The 16,656-nt window shown below is 62.0% G+C and carries 17 protein-coding genes; 14 read left to right on the top strand and 3 right to left on the bottom strand.

Features of this window, described 5'->3' with window-relative positions; all coding sequences use genetic code 11:
• Positions 1-11: 11 nt before the first annotated feature.
• Positions 12-1,730 (bottom strand): 4Fe-4S binding protein, encoded by a 1,719-nt coding sequence (locus VKR55_RS28685; protein WP_324408760.1) that lies wholly within the window; start codon positions 1,728-1,730, stop codon positions 12-14.
• 111 nt (positions 1,731-1,841) lie between these two features.
• Between VKR55_RS28685 and VKR55_RS28680 the strand changes: the two genes are divergently transcribed.
• From VKR55_RS28680 to VKR55_RS28615, 14 genes are all read left to right on the top strand, one after another.
• Positions 1,842-2,051, top strand: a complete 210-nt coding sequence (locus VKR55_RS28680) for a hypothetical protein (RefSeq protein WP_324408759.1) — start codon at positions 1,842-1,844, stop codon at positions 2,049-2,051.
• Between the two features lie 91 nt (positions 2,052-2,142).
• Positions 2,143-2,898: a biotin/lipoate--protein ligase family protein gene (locus VKR55_RS28675; protein ID WP_324408758.1), complete on the top strand. Its 756-nt coding sequence runs from the start codon at positions 2,143-2,145 to the stop codon at positions 2,896-2,898.
• Positions 2,895-3,434, top strand: a complete 540-nt coding sequence (locus tag VKR55_RS28670; RefSeq protein WP_324408757.1) for a DUF6505 family protein — start codon at positions 2,895-2,897, stop codon at positions 3,432-3,434. Before VKR55_RS28675 ends, VKR55_RS28670 begins: the two co-directional genes overlap by 4 nt.
• Positions 3,431-4,438 (top strand): DUF6352 family protein, encoded by a 1,008-nt coding sequence (locus VKR55_RS28665; RefSeq protein WP_324408756.1) that lies wholly within the window; start codon positions 3,431-3,433, stop codon positions 4,436-4,438. The genes VKR55_RS28670 and VKR55_RS28665 overlap by 4 nt, the downstream gene beginning before the upstream one ends.
• The gene (locus VKR55_RS28660; RefSeq protein ID WP_324408755.1) at positions 4,435-4,950 is read left to right on the top strand and encodes a DUF3305 domain-containing protein; all 516 of its coding nucleotides are present in this window, start codon (positions 4,435-4,437) and stop codon (positions 4,948-4,950) included. Before VKR55_RS28665 ends, VKR55_RS28660 begins: the two co-directional genes overlap by 4 nt.
• The gene (locus VKR55_RS28655) at positions 4,947-5,603 is read left to right on the top strand and encodes a DUF3306 domain-containing protein (RefSeq protein WP_324408754.1); all 657 of its coding nucleotides are present in this window, start codon (positions 4,947-4,949) and stop codon (positions 5,601-5,603) included. The genes VKR55_RS28660 and VKR55_RS28655 overlap by 4 nt, the downstream gene beginning before the upstream one ends.
• A 112-nt stretch (positions 5,604-5,715) precedes the next feature.
• Complete coding sequence (locus VKR55_RS28650; RefSeq protein ID WP_324408753.1) at positions 5,716-6,495, top strand: molecular chaperone TorD family protein; 780 nt, start codon at positions 5,716-5,718, stop codon at positions 6,493-6,495.
• 28 nt (positions 6,496-6,523) lie between these two features.
• Entirely contained in the window at positions 6,524-6,730 is a 207-nt protein-coding gene (locus tag VKR55_RS28645) for a twin-arginine translocation signal domain-containing protein (protein ID WP_324408752.1), read from the top strand.
• A gap of 11 nt (positions 6,731-6,741) precedes the next feature.
• Positions 6,742-9,690: a formate dehydrogenase subunit alpha gene (locus VKR55_RS28640; protein ID WP_324408751.1), complete on the top strand. Its 2,949-nt coding sequence runs from the start codon at positions 6,742-6,744 to the stop codon at positions 9,688-9,690.
• A 12-nt stretch (positions 9,691-9,702) separates the two neighbouring features.
• A complete protein-coding gene (gene fdh3B, locus VKR55_RS28635) occupies positions 9,703-10,299 on the top strand; it encodes a formate dehydrogenase FDH3 subunit beta (RefSeq protein ID WP_324408750.1) in 597 nt (198 codons plus the stop codon).
• A gap of 40 nt (positions 10,300-10,339) precedes the next feature.
• Complete coding sequence (locus VKR55_RS28630) at positions 10,340-11,344, top strand: formate dehydrogenase subunit gamma (protein ID WP_324408749.1); 1,005 nt, start codon at positions 10,340-10,342, stop codon at positions 11,342-11,344.
• A gap of 373 nt (positions 11,345-11,717) precedes the next feature.
• Complete coding sequence (locus VKR55_RS28625) at positions 11,718-12,692, top strand: extracellular solute-binding protein (RefSeq protein WP_324408748.1); 975 nt, start codon at positions 11,718-11,720, stop codon at positions 12,690-12,692.
• 7 nt (positions 12,693-12,699) lie between these two features.
• Positions 12,700-13,536, top strand: a complete 837-nt coding sequence (locus VKR55_RS28620; protein WP_324408747.1) for an ABC transporter permease — start codon at positions 12,700-12,702, stop codon at positions 13,534-13,536.
• A complete protein-coding gene (locus VKR55_RS28615; protein WP_324408746.1) occupies positions 13,533-14,639 on the top strand; it encodes an ABC transporter ATP-binding protein in 1,107 nt (368 codons plus the stop codon). The genes VKR55_RS28620 and VKR55_RS28615 overlap by 4 nt, the downstream gene beginning before the upstream one ends.
• A 107-nt stretch (positions 14,640-14,746) precedes the next feature.
• On the opposite strand, the gene VKR55_RS28610 is transcribed toward VKR55_RS28615, so the two are convergent.
• Both VKR55_RS28610 and VKR55_RS28605 read right to left on the bottom strand, forming a co-directional pair.
• Entirely contained in the window at positions 14,747-15,781 is a 1,035-nt protein-coding gene (locus VKR55_RS28610; RefSeq protein WP_324408745.1) for an aldo/keto reductase, read from the bottom strand.
• Between the two features lie 83 nt (positions 15,782-15,864).
• On the bottom strand, positions 15,865-16,539 hold the full coding sequence (locus tag VKR55_RS28605) for a GntR family transcriptional regulator (RefSeq protein WP_324408744.1): 675 nt from the start codon (positions 16,537-16,539) through the stop codon (positions 15,865-15,867).
• Positions 16,540-16,656 lie beyond the last annotated feature (117 nt).

Raw genomic sequence — 16,656 nt, 5'->3', positions numbered from 1 at the left:
TCGTCCTTGCCCTAGTCCTTGCCTTCCCGCTGGCGCAAATAGTCGTTCGTCGTGCGTGGTGGCGCGCGTTCGGGCACGTCGGCGAACGGGTCGAATTGCTGCTCGCTCATGGCGATGACCCGGCAGTCCGCGCACATTTTGACTACGTCCAGCCGCTTGTCGCCCGCGGGATACATCCAGTGCCGGCCCTCGAGTTTCGCAGCGATCTTCTCGATCGTGCTCTTCACGCCAAAGGGCTTGTTGCAGCGGATGCAAAGCGCCGGCTCTTCTTCCTTGATGATCCTTGCCGGAGCCCTTGCGGCACGGAAATCGATCTGCGGTTCCAGCGTAATGACCTTTTCCGGGCATGTGCTCTGGCATAGCCCGCACTGCACGCACGCGTCTTCGACGAATTTGAGCACCGGACGTTCGGGATCGTCGCGAAGTGCGCCGGTGGGACAGGCCGAGACACAGGACAGGCAAAGCGTGCAGCCGTCCGTTTTGACGGCGACTGCACCAAGCGGCGCGCCCTGGGGCAGCGCAATGACGTCGGTCTGAGCAGGCGCAACGCGATGCAGTTCGTGAAGAGCGAGGCGAAGCAAGTCGCGCCGCTTGCCGACCGTTTTGAAGGTTGCGGGACGCTCCACGGCCGGCGCCGGCTCTATCGCCCGCAGCGCCTCTCCGAGCGCGTCAGGATCGTCCGTCCCGATCGTCGCGACCCGCCGTCCTAAAAATCCAAGCCCGGATACAATGGCATCTGCCATCGCGACGGTCTGGGAAAGACCGGCTGTGTCGTGCAGCGGCTTTGCCCGCAGGAGAAAACGGATCCCTGCCGCGCCATAGGCAAAGGACGCCACAACCGCCTCGAGTCCGACCTGCGTCACTTCGTTGACGGCGAACGGCAGTACATTGGCCGGAAGCCCGTGGCCGCAGCGGGCGAGCGCGTCGATCAGCGGGGTGCCGTGTTGGCTGTCATGGAACAGCACAACGGCATTGGCGCCGCCGGCTTCGCGATAGGTCAAGAGCATCGCGCGTAATTTATGAAGCAGCGCGTCGGCAGGCGGCAGGGCATAGGTTGCCGCACCCGTCGGACAGACCGCAGCGCACAAACCGCATCCGGCGCAGACCTCGGCGTTGATCTTGACGTGATCTCCATCGGGCGCAATTGCTCCGGTCGGGCAGAGATCGAGGCAGCGATGACAACCGGTCAGCCTCGATCGCGAATGGACGCAGATCTCTGCGGTGAAATTCACGTATTTCGGTTTGTCGAAGCTGCCCACAAGGTCGCGTGCCTTGAGCACCGCGCGCAGCATCGCGGCCGGATCTCGCGGATCCGCGCGGAGATAGCCATCGCGCAAGTCATGAGCGGGGAAGAGTGGCATCCCGCCGGAAAGATCAAGAAGGATGTCGCAACGCGAGGTCAGGCCGTCGCGCGGAGCCCCGAAGACGAGCGCATCGCGCGAGGAGGGGCGGGGGGCGGCATAGTCATCGATCGTCAACTCGAACGCCCCCAAATATCCCCTGGCATTGCGGATCATTCCCTGGACGATTGGAAAAGATGTCGTCGCCGGCGGCATGATCTGCGCCGGCTTGGTGATCATGATCGTCACGTCGAGATGATCGGCAAGCAGCCGTCCGGCATCGACCGCAACCTCGTCGCGGCCGTAGATCAGGATCACGCCTTCGCTCGATAAGGTTACAAACGGAAAAGCGGGCGCAGCTTCGGACGCAACTGCGAGGAGTGCTGCCATTTTGGGGCCCGCCTTCGTACCCTCCGCCGACCAGCCGGCCGTTTCGCGAAGGTTGACGAACTCCATTTGCCCGGAATGTCGTTTCGCCTCCTCGCCAAACAAGGGGGCCTCTTGGGTGCAGCCGACGATGAGCGGTCCTTCCGTCTTCGCCGCGTTGCGAAAATGGTCAAGCTCAGCCCGGCAGAGCTGACGGAACTCGGCGATTTCGCTTTTGTGGCACCCTCGCTGAATGGCGGCACGATCGAGGCGCATCGTGTCTTCGCACGAGCAGATCAGGATCGTTTTTGGCGGATCCGGCATGCGCAGCTATCTACCTCCTGAAGAGGCCGGGAACGGGCGAGCGGACTCGCCTCGATCCCTCTGCTCAATTAAGTTATTCTCACCAGAGACGAAAAGGAAGCTGGAGGTCCGATTGATACCGACAGCCCCTAGGCGCTCTTCGATTCAGGAGCCAATCAATCTGCCTCCGCCATTCACGCTGGTGAGGCTGCGCGAGAGTCGTGACGCCTTCGCTCATGCTATCGATATCGCCGAAGAGAGCGGGGCAGGGACGCTGACCTATGTGGGACGGTTCGATGTTGCCGAGTTCGCCATCGTGCTGGAGCCCGGCGAGCCCCTGCGCACGGCGCGCCGCGCTTTCTATGCCGGAATGGTGGCCCTGACCGACGCCTTGCGTGTCTATGCACCGCCGAACAAGGACATCGCAATCAACTGGCCGGACGCGATCCGTGTCGACGGCGGCCTTGTTGGCGGCGGGCGGCTCGGCTGGCCCCCATCCGCGAAGGAGGATGAGCCTCCGCGCTGGCTGGTGTTCGGCGGCATGATCCGCACCGTTGCGATGACCGACAGGGAAGCCGGCGTGCATCCGCTCGCTTGCGCATTGGACCAGGAGGGTTTTGCCGATGCCGGCGCCGTTCAGGTAACGGAAAGCTTTGCGCGGCATCTGATGCGCGCTCTCGACGTCTGGCAGGCCGAGGGATTCGACGGCATCGCTCATGAGTTCCTGAGCCGGCTGGTGCGCGAGCGGCAGACCTCTCGTCTGGTCGATGACAATGGCGATCTTCTGGTGCGTCGGATCGGGATTAACAGGACCGATCGGTGCGATCTGAAGAGGAGCCTGCTGCTGCCCTCGTGGCTCGATCCGGAACTCGGAGGGCCGCGTCCGTGAAGCTGTTGCGCACCATCGCGCTCGATGCGTCCGACACTTTCGTGTTCGACGTTCCCGCTGAGCCGGGTGATTGGGCGGTGTCAGGTGCGTTCCGATTTTGCGACCGGGATCCGGAGAAGCTGAGCGCCAAGGACCGTTCGGCGTTCCGCAGCGGTTTTCTGGGAGTGCGGTCCTGGGGCGGGTCGACGCTGGCGCAAATCGTCCACGCGACCGAGGACGATCGCCGGATGTTGGTGGAACTCCTCGCGAGGCAGCTTGTCGAGCGGTTCGGGGCGCCGGATCTTGCGACCGCGCGCCTCGCCGCGGAAGAGGAGGTCGCCTTTGCGCAATCGCTCTGCACGCATCCCATCAGTACGCTGATCGCCGTTCACCGCTCGGCCGGCGATGGCGAGGTGCGCGAGTCATTCCGCAGATTGCAGCTGAAGAAGGGGCAAGGTCACGGCAAGGCATTCTCGTTCATGGAAGTCGAGGATGACACCGAGCCCGACAGCGCTCTCAACCTTGCGAACATGAGCCGGGAGCCGTCACACCGATGAGGGATTTCTGGATCGCCTGCGGCCACCACCTGCTCAATCACAATGCGAGCGGCGGGCTCGTGGTGACGGATGAGTTCCTGAAGGCCTATTTCGCGCGTCCCGAGCTAGTGCCGCAGGACGACGCTTGCGCGGTCGAGCACAGGCTGCACCGAGAACTGCTCGCCGACCCGCGCCGGGCCGTCGCTGCGGAGGAGGTTGCCGCGATCGCCGACGCGGATGCGCGCGAGAACTGGCAATTGGTGCTGGCATTCCGCAAACTCTTGCTGCGCGAGCCTACGCTGGAAGCAGCCTATCTTGCATTGGTTCGGTCAGGACACATCAGCTTGCCACCGCTGTTTGTGAACCAGCTTGTTCACGCGATCCTGCGCAATGCGCTTGATCGCTGCGAGGATCCGTTCGTGCTGCGCGCGGCTGAACTGTTCTTCCGGCCGCAGCGTATCCTGCCGCACGGACACTCGCTGCTGTTGGGTGACGAGGAAGTCGCTAGCGGGCCAAGCCCAACGCCGCCCCTGTTGTCGCTGATGTCCATGTTGGGGGCAACGAGCCCCGAGGTCGACGTTCTCAGCGAGGGAAACGCCGACAGCTACTGGCAGCGCAGCGACCAGTTCGATCTTGCGCTCGATTTCACCGGCGGAGCGCGGGGCCCGGCTGCGTTGGCGCACGCCATGAAACTCTGGATTTCTCATTTGCTTGGAGTTGACGTCGCAATCGAGCCGCTCACGGCCCTACGCGATGCAAAGCTCACCTGGTATATTGGCCTCGACGCTGAAGCCACCCGGATGGGCGACCGGCTTTGGCATGGAGAGACGCTGGACGACCGTACGGCAGGCCGTGTGCTGGCGCTGTTCCAACTGAGCTTTCCCGATCATGGCCTGGTCGTTGATGCCGTCGGGCGCGAGCCGGTCTATCTGATTCTTGCAATGACCTCCGACCAGCTGGTGCGGATGAAGCCGCAGAATCTGTTGACGGGACTGCCGATCAAACACCTGGAGGCTGCGACGTGAGCTCCGGCGTCCTTCCATTGTTGCGCATTCCGGTCGGTGTCGTGGTCGAGCGCCGCAAGGCCGATTCCCCATGGATCGATTTTGTCTGGCGCGGCATCGGCGTTTTGCCGGATGAGCCGGAGATGACGCCGTGGACTGTTCTACGGGAGCGGGAGGGAACGACGCTCTTTTACGCGGGGAGCGCGACGGTCGATCTCTATCGTTCGGAAACTGCGCGCTATCGCGATAATCTTGCAACCGGCGCTCCCAGCGCCTGGATGGTATTGACACCTTCCGAGGGTGTCTGCCCCTATGTTGTTTCGGCCGTCACCGCGGACCCTGCCGAAGGCGAGGCATTCACGGAGGCCGGTGCCAATCTGGTCGAGGCCGTGCCATTGCCTGACGTGCTGCGTGAGACGATTGAAAATTTCATCGCCGAGCACCACGTCGAGACTGAGTTCGTCAAGCGCGAGCGGCGGCGCGCCGATCCGGAGGCGCTTGCGCGACGTCACCACGAAGGTGGGCACGAATGAGCGACGAGCAATTCCTGGCGCGCTGGTCGCGTCGCAAGCAAGAGGCGAACGTCGGTCGCGCTGAAGCAGCGCCCGAAAAAGCTGCCGAGGCACATGAGGCGGCGTCCTCCGATCGTGCGGCGGCAGAGCCAGTTCCCGCCGAGACGGAACTTTCGAACTTGCCTCCAATTGAATCGATTGACGCGGCCACCGACATCACGGCCTTCCTGCGCAAAGGCATTCCGCAGGAGTTGAGCCGTGCGGCGCTTCGTCGCGCCTGGAGCGCCGATCCCGCTATCCGCGATTTCGTGGGGTTGGCGGAGAACGCCTGGGACTTCAATGATCCGAACGCCATGGCTGGCTTCGGTCCGCTGGACTATTCCGCCGAAGAGGTTGACGCACTCGTCCGCCGCATCGTCGGGGGTAGGGTGGAGGAGAGCGCTGAGAGCCTCACCAACCACCCCGCAGAGGCTGCGGAGGATGCTGGACGACCGGCTCACGAGGAGGTGGGTTTGGCGCAATCACCAAGCCCGGTGAAGGTGATCACGGATCCTCGGCCGCACGACGAGTCCGCAGTAGAGGACCTGCCGTCGGGTCCTGCTGCATCGCAACCAGTAGCCGCGAGTGAAGCTCCTCTTCCGCGTCGCACACATGGCGGCGCGCTGCCCCGGTAGACTGCGACTAAATGTGATAGCCTCAGGCTATGCTAGTTGATTGACCGGTTCGCGACGCGCGCCGTAGTCTTGCATCAGCAAACGCAATTGACCCCTAGGATGGGAGGTCAGCGTGCGCGATACAGGCCTTGAACGTGCCATCGATGCGGCGGGCGGCGTCGCCGAGCTTGCCCGAAAAATCGGTATTGCACAGCCCTCAGTGTCGAACTGGAAAAGGGTGCCCGCGCAACGTGTGATTGCAGTCGAAGGCGCAACCGGCGTATCGCGCAAGGTGCTTCGTCCGGATCTCTACGGCGAGCCCGCGGTATTGGACGACTCGGTTGATCCGATCGATGCCGAGCGCGCGCAGGAATACACGCTGCTTGCAACCGTGCTCTCCTCGGCACCGTCGGCTGCATTGCTCGAACAAATTGCACAACTCAAGGCCGATGCAACGCCGCTCGGCCGCGCCCATACGACCCTCGCAGAGGCCGCATCAATTTCGGCCGCATCCGAGGTCGAGCGCGAATATTTCGATCTGTTCGTCGGTCTGGGTCGTGGCGAGTTGCTGCCCTACGCCTCCTATTACCTGACCGGCTTTCTCAACGAACGCCCGTTGTCGCGCCTGCGCGACGACCTCGCCGCGCTCGGCATTGAGCGGGTGGAGAATAATTTTGAGCCTGAGGATCACGCGGCGACGCTGTGCGAGATCATGGCTGGCCTTGCGACGGCGCGCTTCCCCGTACCGCCACAGGAGCAGCGCGACTTCTTCGAGAAGCACGTATCGCGCTGGATGGCACGTTTGTTCGCCGACATGGAGAAGGCGGAAAGCGCCAGATTCTACCGGTCGGTCGGGACGCTTGGACGCGTTTTTCTGGAAATAGAATCCGAGGCTTTCACGTTCGCCAACTGATCAGCGCCGCTGGTCCAGGAGAGATGCGATGAGAGACAAGACAACGACCGTCGGCCGCCGCGACTTTCTTCGCAAGGTCGGCATCGGCACAGTCGGCGCGGGAGCGACGCTGGCAACACCCTTGATGACTTCAGCGCAAGCCGACAGCGAGTCCGACCAAGAGAAACGCAAGCAGCGCTACAAGGAAACCGACCACGTGAAGACCTATTACCGCGTCAATCGTTACCCTGGTTGAGGGAGGCGGTCGTGCTGATCAAGAGAACGCAACAGCGTACCGAAATCGCTTCACGCGGATCAATCGCGGCAGGCTTGTCCGGGCAAACCAATCGTCTCGACCGCCGCACCTTCCTGCGCCGATCCGGCCTTGCCGGCGGCGCGCTCGCCGCGCTAAGCACGCTGTCGATCGGCGGCGTCCGCAAGGCGAAAGCGGCCATGGCCGGTCCACTCACCTCAGGAGCGACCGTTCGCAAGAGCATTTGCACGCATTGCTCGGTTGGATGCACCGTGACCGCTGAAGTGTTGAACGGGGTATGGATCGGCCAGGAGCCGAGTTGGGATTCCCCGATCAATCGTGGATCGCATTGTGCAAAGGGCGCTTCGGTGCGCGAACTCGTGCACAGCGAACGCCGGCTCCGCTACCCGATGAAGCTCGTGGGCGGACAGTGGACGCGCGTCTCCTGGGACACGGCGATCAACGAGATCGGCGACAAGCTGCTCGAGGTTCGCGAGAAGTCGGGCCCCGATTCCGTTTACTGGCTCGGATCGGCCAAGATGACGAACGAGGGCGCCTATCTGTTCCGCAAGCTCGGCGCGTTCTGGGGCACCAACAACACCGACCATCAGGCGCGTATATGCCATTCGACGACCGTCACTGGCGTGGCCAACACCTGGGGCTACGGTGCGATGACAAACAGCTTCAACGACATCCGTAATGCCAAGACCCAGGTCATCATGGGTGGTAATCCTGCGGAGGCCCATCCGGTATCGTTGCAGCATCTCCTCGAGGGCAAGGAGATGCAAAAGGCCAACTTCATCGTCATTGATCCGCGTCTGACGCGAACCGCGGCGCACGCGACCGAATATGTGCGCATGCGGCCGGGCACCGACATCCCGGTGCTCTACGGCATGATGTGGCACATCCTGCAGAACGGATGGGAGGACAAGGAGTTCATCAAACAGCGCGTCTATGGGTTCGATGATCTTCGGAAGGAAGTAGAGAAATGGAATCCGGAAGAAGTCGAGCGCGTCAGCGGCGTTCCGGGCGAACAGCTCAAGCGCGTCGCAAAGATGTTCGCCACGGAGAAGCCGTCAACGCTGATCTGGGCGATGGGGCAGACTCAGAAAACCGTCGGCACCGCAAACGTACGGACCAGTTGCATCGCGCTGCTGATGACCGGCAACGTCGGCAAGTCCGGCACCGGCGCCAACATCTTCCGTGGCCATGACAACGTGCAGGGAGCGACCGATGTCGGGCTCGATATCGTCACGCTGCCGTTCTACTACGGCCTCGCCGAAGGCGCGTGGAAGCATTGGGCGCGGGTTTGGGAAGTTGATTACGACTTCCTGAAGTCTCGCTTCGAGTCCAAGCAGATCATGGAAACCCCCGGCATTCCGCTCACCCGCTGGTTCGATGCGGTGATACTGCCGAAAGATCAGGTCGCGCAGAAAGACAATGTGCGGGCGATTTTCGTGCAGGGACACGCCAGCAACAGCATCACACGCATTCCTGAATCCCTAAAGGGTTTGAAGGCGCTCGACCTGCTTGTCGTCGCCGACCCGCATCCGACCACCTGGGCATCACTCGCCGTGGAGGCAGGGCGCAAGGATGGCCTCTACATTCTCCCGGTTGCCACACAATTCGAGTGCAAGGGTTCGCGCGTCGCCTCGAACCGCTCGCTGCAGTGGGGCGAGCAGATCGTCAAGCCGGTCTTCGAATCGAAAGACGACCTTGAAGTCATGTATCTGGTAGCGAAGAAGCTCGGTTTCGCCGACAAGATGTTCAAGAACATCAAGGTCGAAAGCAATCTGCCGGAGGCCGAGGATATCCTGCGCGAGATGAATCGCGGCAGCTGGTCGACCGGTTATTGCGGGCAGTCGCCCGAGCGTCTCAAGGCGCACATGAAGAACCAGGCCAAGTTCGACTTTCTGACCATGCGGGCGTCCAAGGACGACCCGGAAGTCGGCGGCGACTATTATGGTCTGCCGTGGCCGTGCTGGGGCTCGCCTGAGGTGAGGCATCCCGGCACCCCGTTGCTCTACAATACCAATCTGAATGTGATGGACGGCGGCGGCACGTTCCGCCCGCGCTTCGGGCTCGAACGCGAGGAGAAGCTGCCCGACGGAACGACGCGGAAGGTAAGCCTGCTCGCAGATGGATCCTATTCCAAGGATTCGGAGATCAAGGACGGCTACCCGGAATTCACGCTGGCGAGCCTGAAGAAGCTCGGCTGGGACAAGGACCTCAGCGAGGCCGAGATGGCCACGATCACCAAGGTCAATCCCGCCAATCCGGATGCAGTGTCATGGGCGCTCGACCTGTCCGGCGGCATCCAGCGCGTGGCGCTGAAGCACGGCTGCGTGCCTTACGGCAATGGCAAGGCGCGCATGAATGCGTTCGGCCTGCCCGATCCCATTCCGGTTCATCGCGAGCCAATTTATACGCCGCGCGTCGATCTGGTCTCGAAATATCCGACGCTGCCCGATGCCAAGCAGTTCAGACTGCCCAATATCGGCTTTTCCGTGCAGAAGGCCGCGGTAGAGAAGGGGATCGCCAAGCAATTCCCGCTCATCCTTTCTTCGGGTCGTCTCGTCGAGTACGAGGGCGGCGGTGAAGAAACGCGCACCAACCCGTGGCTTGCTGAGTTGCGGCAAGACATGTTCATCGAGATCAATCCTGCCGATGCGGCCGACCGCGGTATCAAGGACGGCGGCTGGGTCTGGGTCACGGGCGCCGAGAACAATTCGCGCGCCAGGATGAAGGCGCTCGTTACCGAGCGTGTCGGCAAAGGCGTCGCCTGGATGCCTTTCCACTTTGGCGGCTGGTTCGCAGGCAAGGACCTCCGTGGCAATTATCCGAAAGGCTCCGATCCGATCGTGCTCGGCGAAAGCGCGAACACGATCACCACCTACGGATACGATCCGGCGACCGGCATGCAGGAACCCAAAGTCACTCTCTGCCAAATCGCGGCAGCATAAGGAGCAACGATCATGGCACGTATGAAATTCCTCTGCGACGCCGACCGTTGCATCGATTGCAATGCGTGCGTCACCGCCTGCAAGAACGAGCACGAGGTACCTTGGGGCATCAACCGGCGCCGCGTCGTCACCATCGATGACGGCAAACCGGGCGAGCGTTCGATCTCGATGGCCTGCATGCACTGCACCGACGCGCCCTGCGCGGCAGTCTGCCCGGTGAATGCCTTCTATACCACCGCCGATGGCGTGGTGCTGCACTCCAAGGATATTTGCATCGGTTGCGGCTATTGCTTCTACGCTTGTCCGTTCGGCGCGCCGCAATATCCGAAGGTCGGCAATTTCGGCTCCCGCGGCAAGATGGACAAATGCACGTTCTGTGCCGGCGGGCCGGAAGCCGATGGCAGCAAGGAAGAATACGAGAAGTACGGGGCGAACCGTCTTGCCGAGGGCAAGCTGCCGCTCTGCGCCGAGATGTGTTCCACCAAGTCGTTGCTTGCCGGCGACGGCGAAATCATCGCCCAGATTTACAAGGAGCGCGTGATGAAGCGCGGCTACGGCTCCGGTGCCTGGGGCTGGAAGACCGCCTATCGCGAAACGATCGAGTCCTGAAGACAACTCGTTGCGGTCGCGTCAATATCGGGAGGAACTTATGGCGTGTTTTGCACGACTTATTCGCCTCGCCATTGGCGCAGCCGCGCTATTGCTGTTCGTCTCGGCGGCTTCACCGTCCATCGCCCAGCAGGTCAATCCGACCGCCAGCTCGGTCAAGGAACAACAGCTGCTGCGGCAACTGAACCGGATCCAGGGACGCGTCAGTATTCCCGACCAGCGCTCGGGCGTCCTCGAACAGCCGGCAGGGCGTGAATGGCGAGAGTTCCGGAACGTGACGCTGCGCTGGATTGGCGGCATCGCCATTCTTGGCATGCTCGCGGTGTTGATCATCTTCTATCTCAGCCGCGGCATGGTGCGACTGGAGAGCGGTCGTGCCGGCCGAACCGTCGTGCGCTTTACGTCATTCGAGCGCTTCGTTCATTGGATGACGGCAAGCTGCTTTGTCGTTCTGGCCATTTCGGGATTGAACATCACCTTCGGCCGTCCGTTGCTCTTGCCGTTGATCGGCCTGGAAGCATTCTCCGAGTGGTCGCAATGGGCGAAGTACGCGCATAATTATCTGAGTTTTCCGTTCACTATCGGAGTCGTGCTGATCTTCCTGATGTGGATTGCCGGGAACATCCCAGGCAGGGCTGATGTCGAATGGATCAAGCGGGGTGGCGGCATCGTCGGCCGTGATCATCCGCCGGCCTACCGCTTTAACGCGGGCCAGAAGGCCATCTATTGGATCGTGGTTATCGGCGGCGGCCTTGTCGCAGCCACCGGATACACGCTGATGTTCCCCTTCTACCTATCGAATATCGAAGGGATGCAGCTTGCGCAGATGGTTCACGCCACCGTAGCGGTCTTGTTCGTGGCCGCAATGCTGGCGCACATCTACATCGGCACGATCGGCATGGAAGGGGCATTTGAGGCCATGGGCACCGGCACCGTGGACGTCAACTGGGCGAAAGAGCACCATAGCCTTTGGCTTGAAGAACAGAATGCGCGCGTTGGTGTCAACGACGCGCGGCCTCAGCCGGCAGCCAGACCCGCGGAGTAGGCTGCGATCTCTTTATGGAAGGACTGCCATGAAAGCTTTCTTGTTATCCTGTGTGGCTGCCATCATCGTCGCAGTGATTGGCGCTGCCGTTCTTAACAGCGTGCAGAAACCCGTCGCACAAGCCTTTTCGACGACGGCTGTGCGGCTCTAAGCCTCCGACCCGCCGTCCCCTTGAGAATACGATTCCCGCAACATGCCGCTCGTCGGCGCAGGCTGTCCTGATCGAAAGTGCAGGACGAGAGCTGTCGCTCGGTCACATTATCCGATGCCAAATCGGCTGCATAAAGCTGCATATATCTGCGCATATTGTCAAAATTGCCTAGCAGTGGATTTCTGTGCATGAATACCAAGTTCGCCAAAGCGGAAATGTATAATGCAATCCACGGCAAGGTTTTCGCCCCTGGTCCTCGGCCTCCTTTGCGCGCTGCTGCCCGGGAGCTTTGCCGCACGGGCGGCCGAGTCGACCACGTTGACGGTTTTCGCCGCTGGCACGCTTGCAGTGCCGTTCAAGGAGATCGATGAACGTTTCCACGAGCAATATCCGAACGTAACCGTGCAGCCGCAGTTCGGCGGCAGCGTCAAGATGGCCAAGCAGATCACCGATCTGCACAGGGACGCCGACCTGCTGGCTGTCGCCGACTACAGTGTCATTCCAAAATACATGTTTGGCGGAAACGGAAAGCAGGCTTACGCCAAGTGGTATGTCGGCATATGTCGCAACGCGATCACATTCGTCTATACCGACAAGAGCAAGGGTGCCGGCGAGATCAATTCAAAGAACTGGTACAAGGTGCTCGCACGCAAGGGCGTCGAGATCGGGCGTTCCAATCCTGACACCGACCCTTCGGGTTATCAGACTGTCCAGATGCTCAACCTGGCGAACAAATACTACGACGATCCGAACATCGAGACGAGCGTGCTGGCCAACGCACCGCTTGCCAACATGCGCGATACGGAGACTTCACTGATCTCGGCGCTTCAGCTTGGTCAGATCGATTACCTCGCGATCTACCGCTCGGACGCCTTGCAGCACCATCTCAAGTTCGTCGACCTTCCGAACAAGATCAACCTCAGCGATGCAACCGAGTCCTCGTACTATGCGCAAGGCACCGTGCAAACGAAGAATGGCACGTTGACGGGCAAGCCGATCGTCTACGCCATTACCATTGTCGAGGGCAGTAAGAACGCGGCCATCGCGGAAAAATACGTGGCCTTCCTGCTCGGCCCGGAAGGCCAGGCCATCATGAAGAAAAACGGCTTCGGCGAATTCAAGCCGGCCTATGCGGTCAATCCTGACGCGATGCCACAGGGCTTGAAATCGCAGGTGAAGCCGTGGCCTGGCTCCTGAGACGGCGATGGCTATCGAGACGCAAGGCGGCTGGAGGTGGCGCACTGCACCGAGCCATCCGCACAGCGTGTTTCTGCTGTGCTGGTTTCTCGGCGGCGTGCTGCTTGCCTTCATTGCCATCCCGCTGATTGCGCTGGCCGGGTATTCGGCCGCGAATCTGGCTGAAGTCGCGCGCATGGCGGACGTTCGCGCTGCCATCCTGCTGAGCCTCGAGGCGGCGTTTCTTTCCGCCACCTTCGCCGCGCTGATCGGCGTGCCGCTTGCCTATGTGCTGGCGCGCTCTTCATTCCCCGGCAAAGGCGCAGTTGCCGCCCTGATAGACCTGCCGCTGGCGGTCCCGCACACCGTCGCCGGCATCGGCTTGCTGATGGTGTTCGGCCGCCACGGTCCGCTGGGCGAGCCCTTGCATGCGCTGGTGGGGATCAAATTTTGGGGCACGATCGCCGGCATTGTCGTGGCCATGATGTTCGTATCGGCGCCCTACACGGTCAATGCCGCCCGAATGGGGTTCGAGGCCGTCGATCCGCGGCTGGAAAAAATCGCGCGCACGCTTGGGCTGGGGCCATGGCGGACTTTTATGCGCATCAGCCTGCCCTTGGCGTGGCGCGGCATTATGACCGGGATCACGCTCACCTATGCCCGCTCGATCAGCGAATTCGGCGCCGTGGTCATCCTGGTCTACTACCCGATGACGGCACCGGTGAAGATCTACGAGCTGTTCCTGCGCATCGGACTGGACCAGGCCGCCGGTGCCGCGGTGCTTCTGCTGATCGTCTCGCTCTCTCTGTTCGTGCTGTTGCGCTATCTTGCGCACCAGCGCGAGACGATCAGAGAGAATCGATGACGTCGCCGGAGACGACGGCCCGGGCCATCACCGTCGAAGGGCTGTCGCTTTCGATCCGTGATTTTCACTTAAGTGGAATCGATTTCGCCCTTTCCGGCGGCGAGATCCTCGTCATCCTGGGACCCAACGGTTCCGGGAAATCGCTGACGCTGGAAACCATCGCCGGCTTCCATCGGCCAGCAGCCGGGCGTGTGCTGATCGGTGGGCGCGATGTGACGCAGCTTGCGCCGGAGAGGCGCAATGTCGCCTTTATGGTGCAGAATTTCGGTCTGTTCCCCCATCTTACCGTGCGGCAGAACGTGGCCGTCGGGCTGCGCAAGCGGCGTGCGAGCCCGGAGCGCCATGCGGCCGCGCTGCCTCACGGCGACGTCGCCGGGCTGCTCGACTACTTCGACATTACCCAACTCGCACAACGCGCCCCGCACAGTTTGAGCGCGGGCGAAAAGCAACGCGTAGCACTTGCGCGTGCTCTGGCAGCCGAACCCGACTTATTCCTGTTCGACGAGCCATTTTCAGCGCTCGATGCGCACACTCGCGACCAACTGCGCGAGGAACTCGCGTCGTTTTTGAGACGCCTATCAATTCCGGCGATCTTCGTCACGCACGACCATACCGACGCAATGGTGCTGGCCGACAGGATCATCGTCCTTCGTGGGGGCATAACCGTGCAGGCTGGCTCGGTGCAAGAGGTCTTTTACAAACCGGCCAATGTTTTCGTCGCTCGCTTCATCGGCGTCGAGAACATCCTTGCCGGCCGCATCGCCGGCAGCTGCGAGGCATTATCAACTGTTGCGATCGGCGAACGGATGCTCCGTGCCGCCGGACCTCAAGTTGCCTCGGGAGCCTATGTGCAGGTGGGCGTCCGGGCAGAAGCAGTCTCGATTCACTCAGTCGGCAGCGCATCGGCGCCCGGCGTCAACCGCTTTGTTGCGCGCGTCACAGAGGTGCGCATCCTGGGACCACTGGCGACTGTTCAGATCGATTGCGGATTTCCGCTCAAGGCCTACGTGCTGGCCCAGCAAGCGCGCGACCTGGAGCTGATACCTGGGCGTACTGTCGAGGCCGAGATTGCGCCGGCATCGGTCCGCTTGATGTTTGACTAGCCTACCGGGGCTCAAGCATCAGTGCGTCCAGGCAGCAGAGGCCCCGTCGCCGCTGCCCAACTGTCCATCTCGCCGCCACGTCGGGCTTCACCCGGCGAAGGCTGACGTTATCGCGACGTCGCCGGAAGGCGATCGCCGTGCTGGCGCGCCAGCATCCATTGCGGATATTCCAGTGGTCGCGCGCTGGCCTCGTCGAGCACCGCCAGCTCCTCGGCCGAAAGCTGCGTCTCGACCGCGGCAAGATTATCATCGAGCTGCTCGATCGACTTGGCGCCGATGATGACGCTGGTCACGGGTTTCTGGTGCAACAGCCAGGCGAGCGCGATGCGGGCCACCGACACACCGCGTGCCTTGGCGATCGGCTGGATCGCCTCGATGACGTCGTAGGCGTGCTCCTTGTCGACCGGCGGGAAATCGAACGACAGGCGCCGCGCATCGTTGGAGGCTGCAGCACCTTCGCGGGTGAATTTTCCCGACAGGAAGCCGCCCGCAAGCGGCGACCAGATCATCAATCCCATCTGCTGGTCGGTCGCCATCGGAATGATCTCGCGCTCGAGATCGCGACCGGCGATGGTGTAGTAGCACTGCGCCGTCTCGAAACGGGCATAATTATATTGGCGGGCCAGCCCCTGTGCCTTCATGATCTGCCACGCCGACATGTTCGACGCGCCGATGTAGCGGACGAGGCCTCGCGTGACGAGATTGTCGAGTGCCTTCATGGTCTCTTCGATCGGGGTCACGAGGTCTGCGCCATGGACCTGGTAGAGGTCGATGTAGTCGAGCCCGAGGCGCTTCAGGCTCGCTTCGACCGCATCCATGATGTGGCCGCGCGAGAGGCCGACGTCGTTGGGGCCGGGGCCGGTGCGCCCGCGCACCTTGGTTGCTATGATGACGTCCTCGCGCTTGACCTTCAGGTCGCGCAGCGCCTGGCCGAGGATTTTCTCGGAATGGCCCTCGGCGTAGACGTCGGCGGTATCGATGAAGTTCACGCCGGCCGCAAGCGCCCGTTCGACAAGCTGATTGGCGCTGGCCTGATCGACTTCGCCCCAGACCTTCCACCAGCCCTGGCCGCCGAAGGTGGCGGTGCCGAGGCAGAGTTCAGTGACATAGAGGCCGGTGCGGCCGAGCGCGCGATGCTTCATTGTTTTCACTCCCTGGGAAGTCTGTCAGCCCGTTCTGTGGCGGGCATTGAAGGACGTAGCGTTGTGACGTGGCTTGGCGGATGTCACCATCGGTTCTTGAGCAGCTCATCGACCATGCGGGCGGTCAGCTCGAAATGCTCACGCAAGAGTTTCGTCGCAGTGGGGGCGTCGCGGCGGATTGTGGCTTCGAAGATCAGCCGGTGCTCGGTCTTGATGTCGCGCGGCGGCGCCGAGATCGACAGGCGGCGATAGCGGTTGGCGCGCCCCGAAAGCTGGCTGCAGAAGCCGAGCAGGACTTTTGATTGGCACGCCGCGATCAGCGCCTCGTGGAAAGCCTCGTGGCGCTGCTCCCATCGCTCATCGACCGCTGTCGGCAGGTCGGGGCGCTCGCGATCCATCCGCGAGAGCAGATGATGGGCAGAGACGAGCTGCGCTTCCCAATGCTCGTCGCCGAGCTCGATCGATAGCCGCAACGCCTCGGATTCGAGCTGCTGGCGGTTCTTCACGACGTCCCAGAGGTCCGCTGACGAGACCGGCGCCACCCGATAGCCGCGGTGCCCCTCGAGCTCGGTGAAGCCTTCGGCCGTGAGGCGCGCCAGTGCCTCGCGAACCGGCGTGACGCTGGTGTCCGCTAACGCCTGCAATTCGCTGAAACGCAGCTTTTGTCCGGGCTTGAGCTGGCCGGAATGCATCGCGGCACGAATGCGCGAATACACCTCGTCCGCCAATGTGCGGGAAACATCACCAATCGCGATCATTGGGGTATCTTCACAACTTTTTGCCTCGAAGGCAAGATTTTCGAAAATACTTGACGCGCGATCTTCCAACCCACTAGGCTTTGGGAAAATAGGGAAATTGGAGGACGCGTTTGGGGA

The organism is Bradyrhizobium sp. (assembly GCF_035309285.1).
GTDB lineage: Bacteria > Pseudomonadota > Alphaproteobacteria > Rhizobiales > Xanthobacteraceae > Bradyrhizobium.
This window is presented reverse-complemented; position numbering and strand designations above follow the sequence as displayed.

Bases quoted from the DNA above. Each gene is read 5' to 3' on its own strand.
- VKR55_RS28685 (WP_324408760.1), bottom strand. From the start codon at position 1,730: ATGGCAGCACTCCTCGCAGTTGCGTCCGAAGCTGCGCCCGCTTTTCCG.
- VKR55_RS28665 (WP_324408756.1), top strand. From the start codon at position 3,431: ATGAGGGATTTCTGGATCGCCTGCGGCCACCACCTGCTCAATCACAAT.
- VKR55_RS28655 (WP_324408754.1), top strand. From the start codon at position 4,947: ATGAGCGACGAGCAATTCCTGGCGCGCTGGTCGCGTCGCAAGCAAGAG.
- VKR55_RS28645 (WP_324408752.1), top strand. From the start codon at position 6,524: ATGAGAGACAAGACAACGACCGTCGGCCGCCGCGACTTTCTTCGCAAG.
- fdh3B (WP_324408750.1), top strand. From the start codon at position 9,703: ATGGCACGTATGAAATTCCTCTGCGACGCCGACCGTTGCATCGATTGC.
- VKR55_RS28630 (WP_324408749.1), top strand. From the start codon at position 10,340: ATGGCGTGTTTTGCACGACTTATTCGCCTCGCCATTGGCGCAGCCGCG.
- VKR55_RS28625 (WP_324408748.1), top strand. From the start codon at position 11,718: ATGCAATCCACGGCAAGGTTTTCGCCCCTGGTCCTCGGCCTCCTTTGC.
- VKR55_RS28620 (WP_324408747.1), top strand. From the start codon at position 12,700: ATGGCTATCGAGACGCAAGGCGGCTGGAGGTGGCGCACTGCACCGAGC.
- VKR55_RS28615 (WP_324408746.1), top strand. From the start codon at position 13,533: ATGACGTCGCCGGAGACGACGGCCCGGGCCATCACCGTCGAAGGGCTG.
- VKR55_RS28610 (WP_324408745.1), bottom strand. From the start codon at position 15,781: ATGAAGCATCGCGCGCTCGGCCGCACCGGCCTCTATGTCACTGAACTC.
- VKR55_RS28605 (WP_324408744.1), bottom strand. From the start codon at position 16,539: ATGATCGCGATTGGTGATGTTTCCCGCACATTGGCGGACGAGGTGTAT.